Source organism: uncultured Porticoccus sp. (assembly GCF_963975625.1).
Taxonomy (GTDB): Bacteria; Pseudomonadota; Gammaproteobacteria; order Pseudomonadales; family Porticoccaceae; genus Porticoccus.
In genome coordinates this window covers 544,126-562,682 of the sequence record NZ_CAXBHS010000001.1, presented here as the reverse complement: position 1 = coordinate 562,682, position 18,557 = coordinate 544,126, and the positions used below count along the sequence as shown (strand labels likewise).

The following is an 18,557-nucleotide window of genomic DNA, read 5'->3' as shown; positions in this document are numbered from 1 at the left end:
TCGCCGAATTGAGTATCACCAGCGTCCAGAGGCCGTAAGCAGATTCACCGTGCATGCTTCTTCTCCTGTAATGTATTGGGTTAATGGTGATGACGGTTTTCGTTTTCCCGACGGCCTTCTTCCAAGCCACGTTGATAAGCATCCTGGTCGGATTCATCCTCGTGCTGGCCATGGTCACCGTGGCCGCCGTGCCCCCCATGTCCGCCGTGCATAAACAGATGCATAAACGGGCAGGCCAGGAGAATCAGGAAAGGTAAAAACTGCCAGACGTGTTGCCGGTGCTCGATCAGCAGAAAGTAGCTCGCCGCTGCAATTAAACCCAGGGCGGCCAGGCCTTTGGGGGTCAACCAGAATGATGATTTTTGGGTTGCCATGGAACACCTCACCTGTGAAATTGAAAATCGTTGTCTGTTGCGCTGCGTTTATCATGTATCCAAATCAGATCGTTGACTGGCACGATGCAGACCAGCCCTTCGCTATCGGCATTAACATGCGCCGCATCCACAATCAGCTGCGCAATTTCCCTCGCCTGCTCCGCCTTGGCATAAATCTCCATTTGAATATGCTTGATCAAGTGGTTTTCGTTAAAACTATCGAAGTAATAGCCCCGGCCGCGAACCGGGTGTAAGGTAAAGCCCTTCACACCGTGTCGTATCAGGGTTTCTGCCACTTCTTTCAGGCGAAACTCATCAAAAATGGCCGTGACTTTATTGATGTTCATCGGGTCCTCCTGCATATTTCACCGCGATCTGTCCACGGTACATCTGCATCTGGCAATGAAAGGTATGATACTATCCGGCACCGAGTCATATTTTTGCTTCGCGCAAACGCAGCGCGTTTAACACCACCGACAGCGATGACGCGCTCATGGCGAAGGCCGCGAAGATCGGACCGATCAGAATCCCCAGGAACGGATAGAGGACGCCCGCTGCGATCGGCACACCAGCACTGTTGTAGATCAGCGCGAAAAACAGGTTTTGCCGGATATTACGCATCGTGGCATGAGCCAGTCGCCGGGCGCGGACGATGCCGTCCAGATTACCCTTGACCAGCGTGATTCCTGCGGTTTCGATCGCCACGTCGGCACCAGTGCCCATGGCGATACCGACATCGGCCTGGGCGAGAGCCGGAGCGTCGTTGACCCCGTCCCCAGCCATGGCGACCTTACGGCCCCGGAACTGTAAATCCTTGATGATGCGAGCCTTGTCCTCGGGCAAAACCTCGGCGCGGATCTCGTCGATACCGAGCTTTCCGGCGACCGCCCTGGCTGTGCGCTCGTTGTCCCCCGTCGCCATAATGATGTGAAAGCCCAGCTTGTGCAGTGCTTTGAGCGCCGCAGGAGTGGTCTCCTTCACCGGGTCGGCTACCGAAACAAGCCCCGCGATAGCACCGTTGAGCACCACGAACATCACGGTCTCGCCCTCGTCGCGACGAGCATTCGCCGTATCATCAATGGGCCCGCCGTCCAGACCAAGCTCCGCCATCATCTTCAGGTTGCCGAGGGCCACCGACTTGCCGTCGACGATGCCCTTTACGCCCTTGCCGGTGATCGCCTCGAAGTCCGATGCGCTACCGAGGGCGAGATCGCGCTCCTCGGCACCGCGCACGATCGCTTCCGCGAGAGGATGCTCGGAACCTTTCTCCAGCGTCGCGGCAAGGCGCAACACCTCTGCCTCGTCATGTCCCTCTTCTGGGAGAACAGCAACCAATTTTGGCTTGCCCACAGTCAACGTGCCGGTCTTGTCCACCATCAGCGTATCGACCTTCTCGAAGCGCTCCAATGCCTCCGCATTCTTGATCAGCACGCCCACCTGCGCACCGCGCCCGGTCGCCGTCATGATCGACATCGGCGTGGCCAGACCAAGTGCACAGGGGCAGGCAATGATAAGAACAGCCACTGCGGAGACCAGCGCATAGGATAAGGCCGGCGCCGGACCCCAGATCGCCCAGGCGATAAAGGATATAACCGCAATGCCGATCACCGCGGGCACAAACTTGCCCGCCACCATGTCCGCCCATTTCTGAATCGGCGCGCGCGAACGCTGCGCGGCGGCCACCATTTCGACGATCTGCGCCAACATAGTGTCGGCGCCCACCCGCGTCGCCTCCATGATCAGGCTGCCGGTTCCATTGATCGTGGCGCCAGTCAGCTTGTCGCCCTCGGTCTTCTCGACCGGTACCGGTTCTCCGGAGATCATGCTTTCATCCACCGAAGAACGGCCGTCGACCACCACGCCATCCACCGGCACCTTGTCGCCCGGTCGTACCCGCAACCGGGCGCCGACCTGTACATTTTCAAGCGGGATCTCCTCCTCACTGCCATCCGGGCGGATTACCCGTGCCGTTTTGGCGGCAAGGTCCAACAGTGCGCGAATGGCCTTGCCGGTTCCTTCGCGGGCACGCAGCTCCATCACCTGGCCCAACAAAACCAACGTAACGATGACCGCCGCCGCCTCGAAATAAACGCCCACGGTACCGGTTTCCGGATCTCGGAAACCCTCGGGAAAGATGCCCGGCGCAAGCACCGCCACCATCGAGAAAATGTAGGCGGCCGCCACACCCATACCGATCAGGGAGAACATATTAAGATTCATGGTTCGGAACGAGTTCCAGCCGCGCACAAAGAACGGCCAGCCCGACCATAGAATCACCGGCGAGCCGAGCGCCACCTCGATCCAGAGAGACGTGCGCTCACCAAAGAATTCGCGAATCTGCGAAAGCCCTACATAGGGGGTCATGGTCAAAATCAGGAGTGGGACGGTTAACACCGCACCGATCCAGAAACGTCGTGTAAAATCCAACAGTTCCAGGTTCGGCTCATCCCCGGCCATCGCAGCTGATTCCAGTTCGAGACCCATGCCGCATAACGGGCAGGAACCGGGCTCGGTCTGGCGCACATGGGGATGCATAGGGCAGGTATAGACAGCGCCCGAGTAGCCTGCAGGAACCTTGTCATATTCGCTTCCCCCATTGCCTACATCTTCAACATGCCGGTGCTCAACGTGGGAATGCGCGTGGTGAGAATGATCGCCATGAGCCTCAACCTCATCTTCAGGAACCAGATGCATGCCGCATTTCGGACAATCCCCGGGCTGGTCCGAACGTACCTCGGGATGCATTGGACAAACGAACACGGTGTCCTTCTCTGTCGCCTCTTGATGAGCTTGGGCGCCGCGATCCGGAAGTTCAATGGCATGATCCTGTGTCGCGGCTTTTTCTCCCTCATCGCAATGTTCGTGGCTGGATTCCGTATTCTTCGCTTTCATTGGATCACTCCTGAATTATTTGATAACCGCCGCGGGAAAACCCGCCCTATGCAACGCCTCTATCAGAGCGTTAGATTCGACCCTGCCAACGACCGAAGCGACACCCGTCGCCAGATCCATACACGCATCGCTTACACCGGAAACAGAGCGTAGCGTTTGCTCAATGCTTCTTACACAACCACCGCACGTGGCGCCTTGCACCTGTAACCGCTGCAGCGGGATATCGCTATCTGAGCCAACACTGCTCCGAGTGGTAGCTGCAGTGGATGACTTGCTGGCGCAACAACAGCCGCTCTGGTGCTTAGTAGGGCTCTCGAAATTCTGTGTATTCATGGCAAATCCTCTATGTTGATTTACTGGGCAAACTCTTCAATCAGGTGACAGATCATATGGCCGGTCGGCACCTTATCCGGCTTTTGGCTCCACTCGACCACGGCCTGCTGCATGCGTTCCCGCAGTTGCAGAGTCTCCGCGAACCGTTGTTCAGTTTCATTCAGGCGTTGATCAATCAAGCGGCGCACCGTCGGGCAAGGCGATTTCTTCTTATCAGCGTGGTACAAAATTTCCTGAATATCGTCAACGGAAAAACCCAGTTGTCGTGCACTCAGCACGAATCGCAAGCGGTTGTAATCCTTTTCTCTGTATTCCCGATACCCATTGGCTTTGTTCTTACCCGGTCTAAGAATCTTGATCCGGGTATAAAATCGCACGGTATCGACCGTAACTCCTAAACGCCTGGCCATTTCGATCACTTTCATACAGACCTCCTTGCAGCTCAGTCTGACTATTGCAGGATTCAGGTTAACCCCGAAGGTCTGCTCCTTACCTTGATATGAGTCAATCATCAGTTATAAACCTAAGAAAAATTCCCAAGAATTAATCCAGCTTTTTTGTCACCCTACACCTGTGTCCAAGACACAGGTCAAGCAATTTTCATTAACAGGTATCAGGCTTCTCGTACTCACTATTACACGCCCTCGATCTGTAGCCTGTACGCCGTCAACCGTCAATATTGGCCCGATATCCTGTCACGGCGTTTCTGCATTGAATCGACCCGTACACAACTCCCAAGCTGCACCTGGACTTATCCATTGTCATAGTAGAGCGGCGTTTCTGACCTTAAGATGACCCATGTATTACATTCCAGTAATGTATGTGTAATCCTGTTTATCCTGGCTAGTCGGAACATGCGTTGCTCCCAGCACAAAGCGGGAGAACCACCAGCAGGGATTTCAAAGGTTCAGGAACCAGGATCCGCAAAGGCGGAACCATTCACGAAACAGGTATCGCGGTTGTTATACCAGCGGGATTACCGGCCTGATCAGGCCGTTTTGGGAGGATGGAAAATACGTGAGGGGAGCCGCGCCAACAGTGGTTCCGGCGCGGTATTGAACACATCGCAGGCGGCATGATTCATAGTATTTTTATAAAATGAACCGACAGCCCCAACTGTTCCCGAGGCTGAACAGGTTGGCGCACAGTGACTGGCCGATAGACAGCCTGAGTCGCAATGACCGGTTAAGCACTTACCGCAGGGTTTCGGCGAATCTCTCTTGGCAATCTGATGACAGGGCATTGTCGAAGCAGTGAGGCTATGCCCTGCCGCCTGTTTACCATACTCATTCGGGTTGAGAGGATTGGAAGTGGCCGCTGGGACTGGGAGCGTATGGTCCAGATCCGATACTGAGGCGATCGCGCCAAGATTGGGCGCACTTGCTGATACTGGAGAGTGAACCTGTATATCTCCGGGTAATGCAGCCATCAGTGGTTGCGCAAGCAACCCCCAAATGACCAGCACAATACCCAGATAATGAACCATATCGGCCCCCCTTTATTGACCGTTTTAATCTAGCAGATCTGATATTGCCAGTTCTTGATCTGAATCAAATGTTTGACACCGATGTGTTTCTCATCGGTTCCACAACCAGAACCAACGGAGAGGCCAAGAATATAGGGTTAGAATTCAGAACGGCGCACCCGAACTTTATAATCGGGTACGCCAGGTTCATTGATTAAGTTCCGTCATTACCCTTGCTCTGCTTCCAAAGCAGATAAACCGCCGGCAGTACCAACAAGGTCAACACCACGGCACTCAGCATGCCACCCACCATAGGCGCCGCAATCCGACTCATGACTTCCGAGCCGGTACCCGTGCCGTACATAATAGGTAACAGCCCCACGATAATCGCCGCTGCAGTCATCATCACGGGTCTTACCCGTAGGCCGGCACCGTGCAACACCGCGTGGCGCAATGTTTCCTTTCGCGGTTCAACACCTTTCTGCTCACACTCTTCCAGCATATGGCGATAAGCCTGATTGAGGTACACCAGCATGATGACCCCGATTTCTACTGCCACACCTGCCAGCGCGATAAACCCTACGCCAACAGCGACAGAGAAGTTGTAGCCGAGCACGTACATCAGCCAGATCGAGCCCACCATGGCTAGCGGCAGAGTGCCCATGATGATCGCGACCTCGGCAAAGTTGCGAAAATTGAAATAGAGCAGCACGATGATAATGGCCAGCGTCAGCGGCACCACATAGGTGAGTTTTTCCTTGGCTCTCAGCATGTATTCGTACTGCCCCGACCAGTTCAGGGAGTAGCCTGCTGGTAGCTCGACCTGATCGGCCACCACGGCCATGGCATTTTTTACATAACTGCCAATATCCACGCCATCGATATCAACAAAGGTCCAGCCGTTGAGGCGGGCATTCTCGCTCTTGATGGCCGGGGGGCCGTCTTCCACATAAACACGAGCGACATCCCCCAATGCAATGCGCTGGCCACTGGTTGTTACGATGGGCAACAGGGCTAATTGTTCCGGCGAGTTACGATAGTCCTGGGGATAACGCAGATTGACGGGATAACGCTCCAACCCTTCGACTGTCTGCGTGACGTTCATGCCGCCGATGGCGGTGGCCACCACCTGCTGCACGTCAGCAATATTGAGACCATAACGCGCTGCTTTTTCCCGCTGAATATCCACCTTGATATAACGGCCACCCGCTACTCGCTCGGAGTAGACCGAGGCGGTGCCAGGTACATCTTTGAGCACCTGCTCCAGGCGCTTGCCGATCTTTTCGATTTCCTTAAGGTCGGGGCCAGCTACTTTGATACCCACCGGGGTTTTAATACCCGTGGCCAGCATGTCGATACGGGTTTTGATAGGCATCACCCAGGCATTGGTCAGTCCAGGAAACTTCACCAAGGCATCCAGTTCCTTTTTTAACGATTCCGTAGTCATACCATCGCGCCACTCCTCTCTCGGTTTCAACTGGACAAACGTTTCAATCATGGTCAGGGGCGCCGGATCAGTGGCCGTTTCTGCCCGACCGATTTTGCCGAATACACTTTTCACTTCGGGCACCGTGGCTATCAACTTGTCGGTCTGCTGCAGGATCTCCCGCGCTTTACCTATCGACAGACCGGGATAGGTGGTGGGCATATACATCAAATCACCCTCATCCAGAGGGGGAATAAATTCGCTACCTATCTGGCTGACGGGCCAAAATCCGATAACCGTAATCACCAGGGCTAACACGAGCGTGGATTTAGGGTAATTAAGCACGGTTTTAAGCGTAGGCATATACACGCCAATCAACGCGCGATTGAGTGGATTTTTGTGCTCAGGCAGTACTTTGCCACGGATAAAATAGCCCATCAGCACGGGCACCAGCGTTACTGCCAATGCAGCACTCGCGGCCATGGCGTAGGTTTTAGTAAAGGCCAGCGGCGAGAACATACGGCCTTCCTGGGCCTCCAGGGTAAACACCGGCACGAAACTCACGGTAATGATCAGCAGGCTGAAAAATAGCGCAGGACCGACTTCGGCGGCAGATTCCGCGACTACCTGCCAGCGGTTTTCGTTGGTCAGTGGCGTGCGTTCCATATGCTTGTGCATGTTTTCAATCATGACGATGGCGCCGTCGATCATGGCGCCTATGGCAATGGCGATCCCGCCCAACGACATGATATTGGCGTTAAGTCCTTGCGCATGCATGACGATAAATGCGGCCAAAATACCTACCGGCAAACTGACAATGGCCACCAGACTGGAGCGGATATGAAACAGGAAGACGACACACACCAGGGCCACGACGATGAATTCTTCCAGCAATTTGTGCCACAGGTTTTCCACGGCGCGCTCAATCAGGCCGGAACGATCATAGACCGTCACGATTTCCACACCCTCAGGCAACCCGGCCTTGAGTGTCTCCAGCCTGGCTTTGACACCATCAATGGTTTTTTGCGCATTCTCGCCAAAGCGCATGACCACAATGCCGCCTACTGTCTCACCCTCGCCATTGAGTTCGGCAATGCCCCGGCGCATCTGTGGCCCGATTTCGATGTCGGCCACATCCTTTAACAGCAAGGGGGTACCGTTGACGTTCAGGCCCAAAGGGATATTGGCCAGATCATCACGCCCCTGGATGTAGCCGGACGCGCGCACCATGTATTCCGCTTCCGCCATTTCCACCACAGAAGCGCCGACTTCCTGGTTGCCGCGCTGGATTGCCGTCTGGATATGAGAGAGTGGAATGTTAAAAGCTCGCAGCTTGTCCGGGTTCACCTTAACCTGGTACTGCTTCACCATGCCGCCAAGTGCAGCGACTTCAGATACCCCGGGCACAGTTTGCAGTTCGTATTTCAGGAACCAGTCCTGCAGGCTGCGCAGCTGGCTGAGATCGTGCTGACCGGTGCGATCCACCAGTGCGTAGAGGTAGACCCAACCCACACCGGTGGCATCCGGCCCCAATTGCGGCCTGGCATTGGGCGGCAAAGTGGGCGCCACCTGCGACAGGTATTCCAGTACCCGCGAACGCGCCCAGTAAGCATCGGTATCCTCATCAAAAATGACATAGACATAGGAGTCGCCAAAAAACGAGTAGCCGCGTACGGTGACCGCACCAGGCACCGACAACATGGCAGTAGTCAGTGGATAGGTGACCTGATCTTCCACCACCTGCGGCGCCTGCCCCGGATAACTGGTTTTGATAATCACCTGCACGTCCGACAAATCGGGAATGGCATCTACCGGCGTGTTTTTCAGGGACCAACCGCCGACCCCCACCAGAATCAGAGTGGCCAGCAGCACAAAAAAGCGGTTTTGGACAGACCAGCGGATAATGGCTTCGATCATGGCTTGTCCTCCCCGTTGCGCTGGCCTTGATCCATATCCATCGCATCATGGCTCATACCCTGATGCGGGCTGTTGCCCATGGATTGGTCGTCTCCATCCTCGTGTGAGTCTTCGGATATCGGTTCCAAACCATGGATCTGGCTGACAACGTAATTACTGCCCCCGTCCCGCTTAATTTCCACGTGCAGCTTCATGCCGGGTTTCAGCCCATCCAGATCCACCGCAGGGTCTGCGGTAAAATCCATCGTCATGGCAGGCCATTGCCAGGCATCAATGGGGTCGTGGGCCAGCTTGAGCATTCGGTGTTCGACTATGACGCCTTCAATACGGGCGCCGACTGATACCGATGCCGGTGTTCCAGGCTGGGTATCGTCATCCGGGCTGTGGTTCATGCGACGAAAATCCGAGGTCTTGCTGGATTCGGAATCAAGCAAAAATTGCGCGGAAGTCACAAGCCGGTCGCCCTCGTTGAGCCCCGACAGAATCTCCACCTGGTTCTCGCCAATTCGCCCTACCTCTACGGCGATGGATTTAAAGCGCCCGTCACCTTTAGCCAACACGACTCGCGATTGGCTACCCGTGCGAATCAGTGCTTCCCGCGGAATGAGCAACGCCTCCCGAGCGGGTTGTGTCGCTATCGTCATTTGCGCAAACATACCCGGTCGCAGGTAGCCGTCCGGGTTGTCGAATCGTACCCGCACCCGAGCTGTTCGAGTCTGGGTATTCAGTGACGGGTAGATATAGTCAACGGTGCCAGACCACGTGCGTCCTGGCAGATAATCGAGGTACATGCGCACGGCATCGCCCTTCCGTACGCTCATGACCTGACGCTCGAACACTTCGCCAATGACCCAGATATGTTCCAGTTGCCCGATGACCATCATTTCCATACCGGGTTTCACAAACATGCCTTCACGGACCATAAGATTGTCCAATACGCCGGATTGCGGGGCCTTGATGGTGATCGTCTGACTGACCTTGCCAGATTTTTTCAGTCGGTGGATTTCCGATTCCGGCACCTGTAAAGCCGACAGCCGCTCCATGGCAGCAGTGATTAGTGTTGGGTTATTTCGCTTTAATGCCAGCAACACTTCTTCCTGGGCATTGACCAGGGTAGGCGAATATAAGGCATAGAGCGGCTCGCCCTGAGTGACCGGATCTCCGGCGGCTTTGACATGGAGTTTTTCAATCCAGCCTTCTACCCGTGGATGAATGTGAACAAGACGGTCTTCATCATATTGCACATAGCCCACGGTATTGACAGAGACGTCCAGCTGCCCCCGAGTAGCAGACGCTGTACGTACGCCAAGGTTATTGACCACATCGGGAGAGATGGTGACTGTGCCAATCTCCTGATCGCCGCCCGCATCTTCATACACTGGTATCAGATCCATCCCCATAGGGGATTTACCCGGTTTGTCGCGCTTGTAATTGGGATCCATCGGCGCGACCCAGTAGAGTGGTTTTTTCTCGGCTGCAACGTCATCACCGCCCGTGGTCCCTTTCATACGCCATAGGGCCGAATAGTGCGCAAGGGTCGCTGTCGCAATCAACAAGGCAACTGTAATGAAAAAAGATTTATTCAATTGAATCTTCATGGGGTTAATCCTTCCGCGTGGTTACTGCTGGTGGCGGGAAACGGTTCTGAACCATTTTTGGACAAGAGGTAATTCAACTCGGCAATCATCTTCAGCCGATCAATCCTGATCGTTAAAAAGTCGATCTTGGCATTTAACTCAGCAATGCGGGCGCGCACCGCTTCGGCAAAGTCGCCGTCGTCGTTGTTGTAGGCGGCCAGGGCAGCTTCGGCCTGCTCTGACATTTGCGGCAATAACTGCTCGGCGTAGAGCGCGCGACGATCATTCAGACGCTGTAGCTGAACCAAGGCCGTATCCAGGTTCGCCATCAGCTTTCGCGCCATCAGTAACTTGTCAGTTTTCAAGGCCTCGGCCCGAGAAGTGGCCGCACTGACGTCTTTATCCTGTCGCTTGCCGGTGAAAAGCGGCAGATCAAAGGTCACACCGACAGAGAACAAATCAGCGCGGTCGCGACCCATGGGATCATCGTCCCTATAGCCGTATTGGGCGGAAAGACCCCACTCAGGTTTATATTTCTGGCGCGCTAATTCGACCCCGGTCTCCATGGCATCAATACCTTGATCAAGTGCCAGCAAGACTGGGTGCCGATTGACCTGTTCATACAGCCAACGATCATTATCCGGCTGGCCTTCCACCGACGTCGGCTCATCACCGTACTGGCTGGGCACAAGCTGCGCTAACGGCAGACGGGCGCGACCGCCGATCCATTCGGATAAACGCTGTTGGGCTGACTCCGACTGTTGCCGCAGCACCGTCAAACGATCGTCCAACCGGGTAAGCTCCAATTGGGCCCGGATAATATCCTGCTGGCGGGCACGTCCCAGTGCCGACGAATAGCTCGCTTTGGTTGCATCCACCAAATGTTCAAACAGCGAGCGATCCCGCTCAATCAATCGAATGCTCTCCTGGGCCCTGAATGCTTCCAGCCACAGCTGCGAGACAGTAGCCGCTACCTTGGCCTGGCGATTCTGCCTGAGCAATGGCTCCTGTTCCGCCAACTCCTGTTTCTGACGGCTGGACAACTCCAGGCTATCGCCGCGAGGAAACATCTGACTAACACCTACAGTGAGCTGCGTCATAGGCTCCTGGTTGATATCGAAGCTATCGGTAGGAAAGTTAGCCGCCATCAGGCTGACCTTGGGGTCTGGAAGCGTCGATGCTGAAATTGATTCGCTGGTCAAAGCGTCTTCGCGATGCCGGCTACCGTTCAGCCAGGGATCCGTGGCAATGGCATGGGCGATGGCCTCATCCAGACTCAACGTATTAGCCGGGCTCTGCGCAAATACAGGAAGCCCCACCAGCAAAAACAATAAAAATACCCATTGAATGTTCATCGTTATATGTCCTATTGCTGATCGCGACTATTCACAGATGCAAACACGTCAGCCGAACCGTCTTTTTTAAGCAGCCATACCTTGTAAGGCGTAAACCTGTCACCCATCTCCATACCAGGGCTGCCTGCTGGCATGCCAGGCACACTAAGGCCGATGGCGTCATCGGGAGGGTTTTCCAGAAACTGCTGAACAAAGCGCGCAGGGATATGGCCTTCGAACACATAGCCGTCGCTCGAAACTGCCGTATGGCAGGACTGGAACTCAGGTGCTATGCCATAGTCATTTTTAATGCGATTCAAGTCCGACGGGTGGTGGGTTTTTGTGTCAAAACCAACATCTTCCATATGGTGAATCCATTGCTGGCAGCATTGACAGGTGCGGCTTTTATAAACATCCAACGTGGCAATCGTTGCGCTTTTAGTTGCGTGATTTTCGCTTTCGGAACAAGCGGTAAGAAATAACAGGAATACGATCAGCGCCGGAAAGCGCAGATAGGTATGTAACGGCTTCATGATGACTCCCAATCAAGAGTTGCAGTGAACGCGCTCGTAGCGATGGCGCGTTTTAAACATACGTTATGGGAGTTTTGATCTCCCGCTTATCGAGTCGTCAGACGCCTGAATTTCAGGCGTACCAACCCTACTTCAGCGGGAAATGGGGGGGCGAAACAGCGAGGAAGCTGCCTGGGAGAGGAAGGAAACCGAATACGCTGTATTGAGGGTTTGAGAAAACTGAACGGAAAACGGCGACAGTGTACTCACCACCGCAACGCTTGCAGAGATGCAATCCAACTGAGAGCAGTGATCCTGGCTGCAACAATCAGCGGCATCAGCCGTAAGGGCATTATTGATCTGGATATTGTTTGCCTTGGTATGGCTTCCATGATCCATTGCCCCCGTCATTACTGGAACATCAGGTTCGTGACTCATCTTGTGGCAGGGCAATTTCGCAACAGCGAACGACTGGCTGGTAAAAGCCAGTAACGCGAAGATCGCCATGTAAAATCTGAATCTTCTAAGCCACATAATCTGCAAATGGTTATATTAACCCTAAGAAAGCTACCTTATTCTCTCTGAAAGTTCAAACATAGCGCCCTTGATGATTGACATAGATCAATCAACGGATTGTTCCATTAAGCGCCAGAACTGCAAATATTGACTTGAGGCTCACCCCGCCAGGGTTGACCTGCGCTTCGAAGCACTTCATATGCAGTGTGCAGAAAAACCACAGCCACAACACTGGCGACTATTAATAAGTCCGGCCAATAAGAATTGAGCCAAATAACCAGAACCCCTGAAATAATCACGACGTACAACCGACCGAAAGAGGCTTCAACTGTCCAGCCCGCACAATACCTTCAGGCCTTCACAATGAGATAACCGCCCGCCCCCACCAGCAGGCCACCGGCGGCGACTCTGGCCTCCTGCCGAAATACAACGTCTTTCGATAGACAGGCAATCCGATTGGCCGCCAGTGCATAGGCAACCTTGACACCGCCGACGGCAATGACCGTCACCAGCATAATAAGTACGACATCGGACATTGTCAGGGACGCGATATCGACAAAGGCGGGAAACAAGCTCGCGTAGAACAGGATAGCCTTGATATCGCCCAGGGTCAGCGCCAGTCCGGATAGAAAACTGGTCGCCATACCGCCTTTGACCTGACCCGCATCCATAACCCTGGTGTCCGCCGCGTGCCGGATCAACTGCCAACCAACCCAGACCAGATAACCGGCAGCCAGGTAGCGGATCATGGCGAAGAAGGCACCCATGATTTCAGACAGCGCCACCAGCCCCATCATGGCCATGGTAATAAAGATCAGGTCCCCCGCCACAACCCCCACTGCGGTAGCGATACCGTTACGCACATTCACCGTCGCCGAACGGACAATCACCAGCGCCACACTGGCACTGGGTATCGCGGCCAATGCGCTCATGACAAGGAAGAGCCCGAGGAGATCGTATGCAGTCATTCCTTTTTCCCATTAATTGACAGCAAGTCCCTTTCCACCCATGTTATTGGATACATGCGCAGACCCTATCGAATGGATCGACTTCCGGGTATCAATGACGCTGCTTGTAAAGATCAATGAACCGACTCATATCCTGCAACAGGTCAGAGATCGACAGGATGGTATCTTCACTATAGGCCGGGGTGTATTCTTCGAGAATCGATGACTGGTTGTCGTATAACGCAGTGATTTCAGCCAAGGCCTCATCGTCATAATCATCTGGAAAATGTTCGTAGAGATAAATGACATCGTGCAAGTCTCGGGCGGCGGTTCGCCCGGTGAGTGCGCTGAGTTTTTGTTGGATCAGCTTCCCAATTCTGTAGGTGAGGATACCGTTGATCTCGACAAGGTCGTTGTCATTGGGCGTACCGCGCAATGAGGTTTCCAACTTCAGATTCATGCCATCCCCATATGTTATGCGGTAGCGGCGAACCGTTTTTGTGTCCTTGGTGATATCAATCGTCGGGTTTCTCAGGTGGGCTTTGCCCTTGCCGAGCTGCGTAAAAATCTCCTTGATCGAACTGTCCAGATTCAGGGCTTTGGCACAATCGAAATCCAGATCCTCGCTAAAGCGATCGAGGTCATAACACAGCTTCAGGGCTGTCCCACCTTTCAGGATCATCGGCAGCCCTTTCTTGTGAAAACCATGGCACAGCGCCGACATGACCTCTATGTGTTCGCGTTGCTGCTGGTCAGTCAAGCTCATTGTCATGCATCCAGGTATCGAGTAACTGCTTCTGTTTTTGGTCCGCCAACGGTCTCAGTTCATCAATCGCTTGCTTCATCTCGCTGGGAGTTATATCGAACATAAACTGATCCAGCATAAAGAAACCAGGGTATTGTGATTTGCGGATGATGCTGGCGAACAAAATATCTTTCATCGCGCGCAGGGGTGTGGCACACAGGATGGTGCCTACATCGACGTTGAATTTCCGCAAGAAAGCACTGCAGTCAAACAGTTCTGTATCCTGAAGGTTGGGTGCGCTGGCGTAATTCTTCCCGGCAACTTGAAATTTACTCGTGTGAAGCATGCCCATCTGATGCCAGTCCGCCTGTTTTCCCTTGTGGGGAATGTTCAGAGCACTGAGACCGGTAATATACGGTTTCTCCACTCCCTGCATGAAAGCCTTTACTTTGTCCTGGAACCATACGGGCCACAAGGCAATGGCTTTGTCGAGTTGCTCACGGGAAAAACGGCTGAGTAGCCGGCGTATACGTTGCTCCTGCAGTACGGTTAAACGCCCTTCTTCCTTGTAGAGAAACTCCAGCGCCCGCAAAACCGTCAACAAGTCGCCATTGACCGAAACGAGCTTTTTACCCTCCACCTTGCGAAAATAAAGTGTGAGATTATCGAGTTGGACGGGGCCGATGCGCTTATTGGTTTCGTAACTAATGTTATCGGGCAAGTTGTCGGTTAAACCGAGCTTGTAGGCAGCCAACTCACCAGACGGGGCCACCTTGGCTTGGTATTGCTGTTTGATTGAACGAACAATGCGCTCTTCTTCGGGTGGAAGCTTGCCGAAGAAGGTGCTGGTATAGGGGCGGTAATAAATACCATTGCGAAGCTTCTGCAGCCCCGCTGTTTTGTACAGACGAGAGGCGGCCTTATCGACCTGCTGACTGTCAGGCGACAATTTGTGGAGTGCTCGGCTGGTGATAACGCCACCCTCCGGCACACTCTGCAACTGCAGTTTTACTTGCCCTGCCAAGCTCATCGGCGCCAACTACCTCAATAGTGATAATACATCATGCGATTTTATCACAAAATCAAGATCTCGGTACAGTTTCACGACGGTAGCCAGCGATACATGCCCCGCCCGACACGCCACACATCCCAAGGACAACGGTAACAGCACACCGGGAAGCCAAATCACGAAGCGAGACCTGCTGGAAAGCGCAGTCACCCTCATAACGGAAGTTTACCTTGGCCGCATTAAGTCCAATTTAATTGGACAAATACCATAGGAATCAAACCTACATGGGTCCATTGCCCTACACGAGCAATCAATCCGGCATCCGGCAATTCCCTTTCTTTGTCGCCCCTCCATGCTCAACCGGGGCCTACTACTCGCCTGCCCCCTTGTTTAGGTGAGTATTTATGCGAACAGGATCGCTGTGGCTTTACGCCGTCACCATCGGATTATGTCTGTGGGCCTCGCTCGCCCGTACCGAAGTCTGGGTAGTCACCGACCAGCACCATCCTGTTGCCGGCACGCCGGATCGGCTGATTGAACTGGATGCCCCGGCGCGTATTGAGGCGGCCTTTTCCGCCGGCTTACCCACCAACCCGGAGAATGCAGCAGCGGCAGTCCGGCAACGCATGGCAGCGGGAAAGAAAGCGCTGCACCTGCGTTTGAGCCGAGCGTACCAGGACGTTATCGATGCCTGGCAGCTGGGGGTTGATCGCATTCCGGCTGTGGTCGTCGACCAGCGCTACGTCGTCTACGGCGAGCACAATCTCCGCCGCGCACTGTCCCGAATCGAGGCATACCGGAGACAGCAACCATGAGACGCCCTCTCCGTCATCGACTTCGCCGCAAAGCTGCCATCATCCTGCTATGCCACGCCCTGTCCTCCTGGGCACTCACCACCGCCGACATTGTCTCGTCCACGGTGTCACCGGACTGCCTCGAATACCGCGTTGTCGGCATCTGCTATTGGTTGTTTTGCACGCCCTACAGTTGCTCCGTCGAAACCTCCATTAAGGTCAGTCACTATGTACCCGACGCGGTGGTCTCCAGTTATTCCGATACCGGCGAAAACCCCTGGGCGGAGGTCGCCGCCATGAGCCCGCCCAACGAAACGGCACAGGCCGGCGGTGACGGCACGACCAACGAATCCCATGAGAACAACCTGGCCAAGTTCAAGAATGCGGATGTCATCGGCCATCCCGGCGGCTATATCTTCAGCCAGTTCGCCGGCCAGTGGGGCTATAGCTGCAAAGGGGCGGGTACGGCCTTTATGCCCTACCTGCTCAGCACCCTGGACACCCTCGCCTGGCGTTACAACCTTCCCGAAGCGTTCTACCCGGAAGCCCTGATACCGGGCAGGCGCGAAATCGGCGCGCGCAGCACCCTCAACCTCTGGGGCAATGTCTACCCCCGCGGGGGTTTCCTGCATCACGTGGACGATCACAAGGCAGGGGCGGTGGTGGCCCAGCGGGCGGGCGACATCGTAACCCGCCGCGGCCAGGTCCACGTCTACCAGCCCCTGCTGGTCAGACAATCCGCGGGGTATTGGCCCGCCGGTGCCCTGGTGGAAAGCGATGCCGCCACCGGCAAATGGCAGGAACTGACCCCCACCCTGTCCAGAAGCTGTGCTGTCTTTCCCAACAGCGGGAACCATGCTCAGGCCACCCAGGGAGACTATGCCTGGGCACTGTGGCGCCCCTACCAGTGCTGCGAACGGCAAGGCCAGGTGTTTCTCGGCAGCATCGATGTGCAGTGAGGCGACAGATATGCATCTGGGCCATAGCCACCTCATCACTCGTCCTCGCCTTATCCAATGCCTCACCCTGGCACTATTGCTCAGCAGCTGTCATATCACGTCGGCGCAAACCACGATTGACGGCGATGGGGTCAGCGTCACCGGCAGTGTAATTGGCGACGATGTGCTCTACACCATTGGCGGCGGACGGGCGGTTTCCATGGGCAGCGCCGGCAATATGCAAAGCCTCGGTGTCGGCGTGGGCTGGAACAGCAATCTAATCTGTGGGGACATGAGCATCACCACCACCCTCCACAACCAACTTAACGGCATCACCAACGGCTTTCAGAGCATCATGAGCAACGTGATTCAGAATGCGACAGCTGCGGTGGCCTCGCTACCCGCCCTGATCATTCAGCGCGCCGACCCCGGCCTCTACAACCTACTGACCAACGGTATTTTGCAGGCGCGGCTGGATTTTGACCGCTCCAAAATGACCTGCCGGGCCATCGCCAACCGCATGGCTGACACAGCGGGCGGCCAACTGGGATGGGATCAACTGGCCGAAGGTATGGCCCTGAAAGAGGCCGTCGCCGACAACGATGCGGTCGCCGCCATTGAAGAAGCGGAAGCCAACCGCGGCAACGGCGGCGTCCCTTGGGTGGGCGGCGACAATGCGGGGGGCAATAGCCAGGCACCGATCCGCGTGATCGGCGATGTCACCCGCGCCGGTTACAACCTGTTGAACAGCCGGGCGGTTGATGACACCTCCAACATTGATCCCACGACCTGCGCTGACCAGTTGGGCTGCAGGGCCTGGCCGTCTCCCGAGGCAGCCGCCGACTGGGCCGTCCGCGTACTGGGTGAACGGGAGCAGCACACCTGCGACAGCTGCACCAAGACGCGCACCACCCCCGGTGTCGGCCTGACGCCACTGATCCAGGAGGAATACGACGAGAAACTGCTCTCTCTGCAGGATCTGGTGACGGGGCGCTCATCCACCACCATCGACAACCTGGAGGCTGCCGGCAGCCGTTCCCTGCCCATTACCCGGGCAGTGATCGAGGCCCTGCGGGATGAGCCCGATCAGGACATCCTGGGACGCCGCCTGGCATCGGATATCGCCCTGTCCAGCATCCTGGAAAAAGCCCTGCTGTTACAACGCACCCTACTGGCGGGGATGAAAGAACCCAATGTGGCCTCAAACGAACTGGCCATCGCGGCGGTGGACAAGGAGCTTAAGACTCTGGAGCAGGCCATCAGCAACCTCAAAACCGAACTGGAGCTGCGGCGCACCCTGGCGGGTAATTCCCCATTGGCCATCATCCAGCGCAACCGTGTGCGCGGTGCCAACTCCGGTGGCATCTATGACGGTGAGACCATCCGCGACCGGCTGCGCGAAGCGGAGAAACCGGACGACACACCATGACCTCGCCGCCACATTCATCGCCAATCCGCCGTTACTGCCGCCGACTGGCCTGGGCGGGTATCTGGATGGTGTTACTGGCCACGACAGCCTTCCTGGCCTCCTGGGCGGGCATTCAGGCCGTCGGCAGCCAAACGGCCTGGCATCTTTGGCTCAAATCCCACGCCGGGAACTTTCTGGTATGGCGACTCTGCCTCTATGGCGTCATCGGTTACGGCTGGTGGCGGCTACGTCCCCGCCTACTGCGGCGGGAACCCTCGGCCCGCGCCCGCGTGTTGAGAGTGGAAATCGCCACGGGCACCGCCCTGTTTCTAATGGAAGCCAACGCTTGGCTCTACCGGTCGTAAAAGGG

At 55.5% G+C, this 18,557-nt stretch carries 17 protein-coding genes; 4 read left to right on the top strand and 13 right to left on the bottom strand.

What is annotated here, in order from left to right:
* Window positions 1-80: 80 nt before the first annotated feature.
* The 13 genes from AACZ64_RS02650 to AACZ64_RS02590 form a co-directional block, all read right to left on the bottom strand.
* Window positions 81-374: a DUF2933 domain-containing protein gene (locus AACZ64_RS02650; RefSeq protein ID WP_293613814.1), complete on the bottom strand. Its 294-nt coding sequence runs from the start codon at window positions 372-374 to the stop codon at window positions 81-83.
* Between the two features lie 8 nt (window positions 375-382).
* Complete coding sequence (locus AACZ64_RS02645; RefSeq protein WP_293613813.1) at window positions 383-721, bottom strand: P-II family nitrogen regulator; 339 nt, start codon at window positions 719-721, stop codon at window positions 383-385.
* A gap of 85 nt (window positions 722-806) precedes the next feature.
* A complete protein-coding gene (locus tag AACZ64_RS02640; protein WP_293613812.1) occupies window positions 807-3,266 on the bottom strand; it encodes a copper-translocating P-type ATPase in 2,460 nt (819 codons plus the stop codon).
* A gap of 15 nt (window positions 3,267-3,281) precedes the next feature.
* The gene (locus tag AACZ64_RS02635) at window positions 3,282-3,599 is read right to left on the bottom strand and encodes a heavy metal-associated domain-containing protein (RefSeq protein ID WP_339639659.1); all 318 of its coding nucleotides are present in this window, start codon (window positions 3,597-3,599) and stop codon (window positions 3,282-3,284) included.
* Window positions 3,600-3,619: 20 nt separating this feature from the next.
* Window positions 3,620-4,024, bottom strand: a complete 405-nt coding sequence (locus tag AACZ64_RS02630) for a MerR family DNA-binding protein (protein WP_293613828.1) — start codon at window positions 4,022-4,024, stop codon at window positions 3,620-3,622.
* Window positions 4,025-5,278: 1,254 nt separating this feature from the next.
* On the bottom strand, window positions 5,279-8,407 hold the full coding sequence (locus AACZ64_RS02625) for an efflux RND transporter permease subunit (protein WP_339639658.1): 3,129 nt from the start codon (window positions 8,405-8,407) through the stop codon (window positions 5,279-5,281).
* Window positions 8,404-10,005, bottom strand: coding sequence for an efflux RND transporter periplasmic adaptor subunit (locus tag AACZ64_RS02620; protein WP_339639657.1), 1,602 nt, complete (start codon window positions 10,003-10,005; stop codon window positions 8,404-8,406). Before AACZ64_RS02620 ends, AACZ64_RS02625 begins: the two co-directional genes overlap by 4 nt.
* Window positions 10,002-11,339 (bottom strand): TolC family protein, encoded by a 1,338-nt coding sequence (locus AACZ64_RS02615; protein WP_339639656.1) that lies wholly within the window; start codon window positions 11,337-11,339, stop codon window positions 10,002-10,004. The genes AACZ64_RS02620 and AACZ64_RS02615 overlap by 4 nt, the downstream gene beginning before the upstream one ends.
* An 11-nt stretch (window positions 11,340-11,350) precedes the next feature.
* Window positions 11,351-11,851 (bottom strand): DUF411 domain-containing protein, encoded by a 501-nt coding sequence (locus tag AACZ64_RS02610; RefSeq protein ID WP_231580286.1) that lies wholly within the window; start codon window positions 11,849-11,851, stop codon window positions 11,351-11,353.
* Window positions 11,852-11,983: 132 nt separating this feature from the next.
* Entirely contained in the window at window positions 11,984-12,337 is a 354-nt protein-coding gene (locus AACZ64_RS02605; RefSeq protein WP_152025194.1) for a hypothetical protein, read from the bottom strand.
* 359 nt (window positions 12,338-12,696) lie between these two features.
* The gene (locus tag AACZ64_RS02600; RefSeq protein ID WP_293613808.1) at window positions 12,697-13,314 is read right to left on the bottom strand and encodes a LysE family translocator; all 618 of its coding nucleotides are present in this window, start codon (window positions 13,312-13,314) and stop codon (window positions 12,697-12,699) included.
* Between the two features lie 91 nt (window positions 13,315-13,405).
* Window positions 13,406-14,059 carry a nucleotidyl transferase AbiEii/AbiGii toxin family protein gene (locus tag AACZ64_RS02595; protein WP_293613807.1) on the bottom strand — a complete coding sequence of 218 codons (654 nt, stop codon included), beginning with the start codon at window positions 14,057-14,059 and terminating at the stop codon, window positions 13,406-13,408.
* A complete protein-coding gene (locus tag AACZ64_RS02590) occupies window positions 14,046-15,068 on the bottom strand; it encodes a DUF6088 family protein (protein ID WP_293613806.1) in 1,023 nt (340 codons plus the stop codon). The genes AACZ64_RS02595 and AACZ64_RS02590 overlap by 14 nt, the downstream gene beginning before the upstream one ends.
* Window positions 15,069-15,451: 383 nt before the next feature.
* On the opposite strand from AACZ64_RS02590, the gene AACZ64_RS02585 reads away from it, so the two are divergent.
* From AACZ64_RS02585 to AACZ64_RS02570, 4 genes are read left to right on the top strand one after another with little or no spacing between them, the layout of a single operon-like run.
* Complete coding sequence (locus AACZ64_RS02585) at window positions 15,452-15,862, top strand: TIGR03757 family integrating conjugative element protein (protein ID WP_052763562.1); 411 nt, start codon at window positions 15,452-15,454, stop codon at window positions 15,860-15,862.
* On the top strand, window positions 15,859-16,800 hold the full coding sequence (locus tag AACZ64_RS02580) for a TIGR03756 family integrating conjugative element protein (protein WP_293613805.1): 942 nt from the start codon (window positions 15,859-15,861) through the stop codon (window positions 16,798-16,800). Before AACZ64_RS02585 ends, AACZ64_RS02580 begins: the two co-directional genes overlap by 4 nt.
* Before the next feature lie 10 nt (window positions 16,801-16,810).
* Window positions 16,811-18,208 carry an integrating conjugative element protein gene (locus AACZ64_RS02575; protein ID WP_293613804.1) on the top strand — a complete coding sequence of 466 codons (1,398 nt, stop codon included), beginning with the start codon at window positions 16,811-16,813 and terminating at the stop codon, window positions 18,206-18,208.
* Window positions 18,205-18,552, top strand: coding sequence for a hypothetical protein (locus AACZ64_RS02570; RefSeq protein WP_293613803.1), 348 nt, complete (start codon window positions 18,205-18,207; stop codon window positions 18,550-18,552). The genes AACZ64_RS02575 and AACZ64_RS02570 overlap by 4 nt, the downstream gene beginning before the upstream one ends.
* Window positions 18,553-18,557 lie beyond the last annotated feature (5 nt).

Coding starts and splice junctions, on each gene's coding strand:
- AACZ64_RS02650 (WP_293613814.1), bottom strand. CDS start 374: ATGGCAACCCAAAAATCATCATTCTGGTTGACCCCCAAAGGCCTGGCC.
- AACZ64_RS02645 (WP_293613813.1), bottom strand. CDS start 721: ATGAACATCAATAAAGTCACGGCCATTTTTGATGAGTTTCGCCTGAAA.
- AACZ64_RS02640 (WP_293613812.1), bottom strand. CDS start 3,266: ATGAAAGCGAAGAATACGGAATCCAGCCACGAACATTGCGATGAGGGA.
- AACZ64_RS02635 (WP_339639659.1), bottom strand. CDS start 3,599: ATGAATACACAGAATTTCGAGAGCCCTACTAAGCACCAGAGCGGCTGT.
- AACZ64_RS02630 (WP_293613828.1), bottom strand. CDS start 4,024: ATGAAAGTGATCGAAATGGCCAGGCGTTTAGGAGTTACGGTCGATACC.
- AACZ64_RS02625 (WP_339639658.1), bottom strand. CDS start 8,407: ATGATCGAAGCCATTATCCGCTGGTCTGTCCAAAACCGCTTTTTTGTG.
- AACZ64_RS02620 (WP_339639657.1), bottom strand. CDS start 10,005: ATGAAGATTCAATTGAATAAATCTTTTTTCATTACAGTTGCCTTGTTG.
- AACZ64_RS02615 (WP_339639656.1), bottom strand. CDS start 11,339: ATGAACATTCAATGGGTATTTTTATTGTTTTTGCTGGTGGGGCTTCCT.
- AACZ64_RS02610 (WP_231580286.1), bottom strand. CDS start 11,851: ATGAAGCCGTTACATACCTATCTGCGCTTTCCGGCGCTGATCGTATTC.
- AACZ64_RS02605 (WP_152025194.1), bottom strand. CDS start 12,337: ATGGCGATCTTCGCGTTACTGGCTTTTACCAGCCAGTCGTTCGCTGTT.
- AACZ64_RS02600 (WP_293613808.1), bottom strand. CDS start 13,314: ATGACTGCATACGATCTCCTCGGGCTCTTCCTTGTCATGAGCGCATTG.
- AACZ64_RS02595 (WP_293613807.1), bottom strand. CDS start 14,059: ATGAGCTTGACTGACCAGCAGCAACGCGAACACATAGAGGTCATGTCG.
- AACZ64_RS02590 (WP_293613806.1), bottom strand. CDS start 15,068: ATGAGCTTGGCAGGGCAAGTAAAACTGCAGTTGCAGAGTGTGCCGGAG.
- AACZ64_RS02585 (WP_052763562.1), top strand. CDS start 15,452: ATGCGAACAGGATCGCTGTGGCTTTACGCCGTCACCATCGGATTATGT.
- AACZ64_RS02580 (WP_293613805.1), top strand. CDS start 15,859: ATGAGACGCCCTCTCCGTCATCGACTTCGCCGCAAAGCTGCCATCATC.
- AACZ64_RS02575 (WP_293613804.1), top strand. CDS start 16,811: ATGCATCTGGGCCATAGCCACCTCATCACTCGTCCTCGCCTTATCCAA.
- AACZ64_RS02570 (WP_293613803.1), top strand. CDS start 18,205: ATGACCTCGCCGCCACATTCATCGCCAATCCGCCGTTACTGCCGCCGA.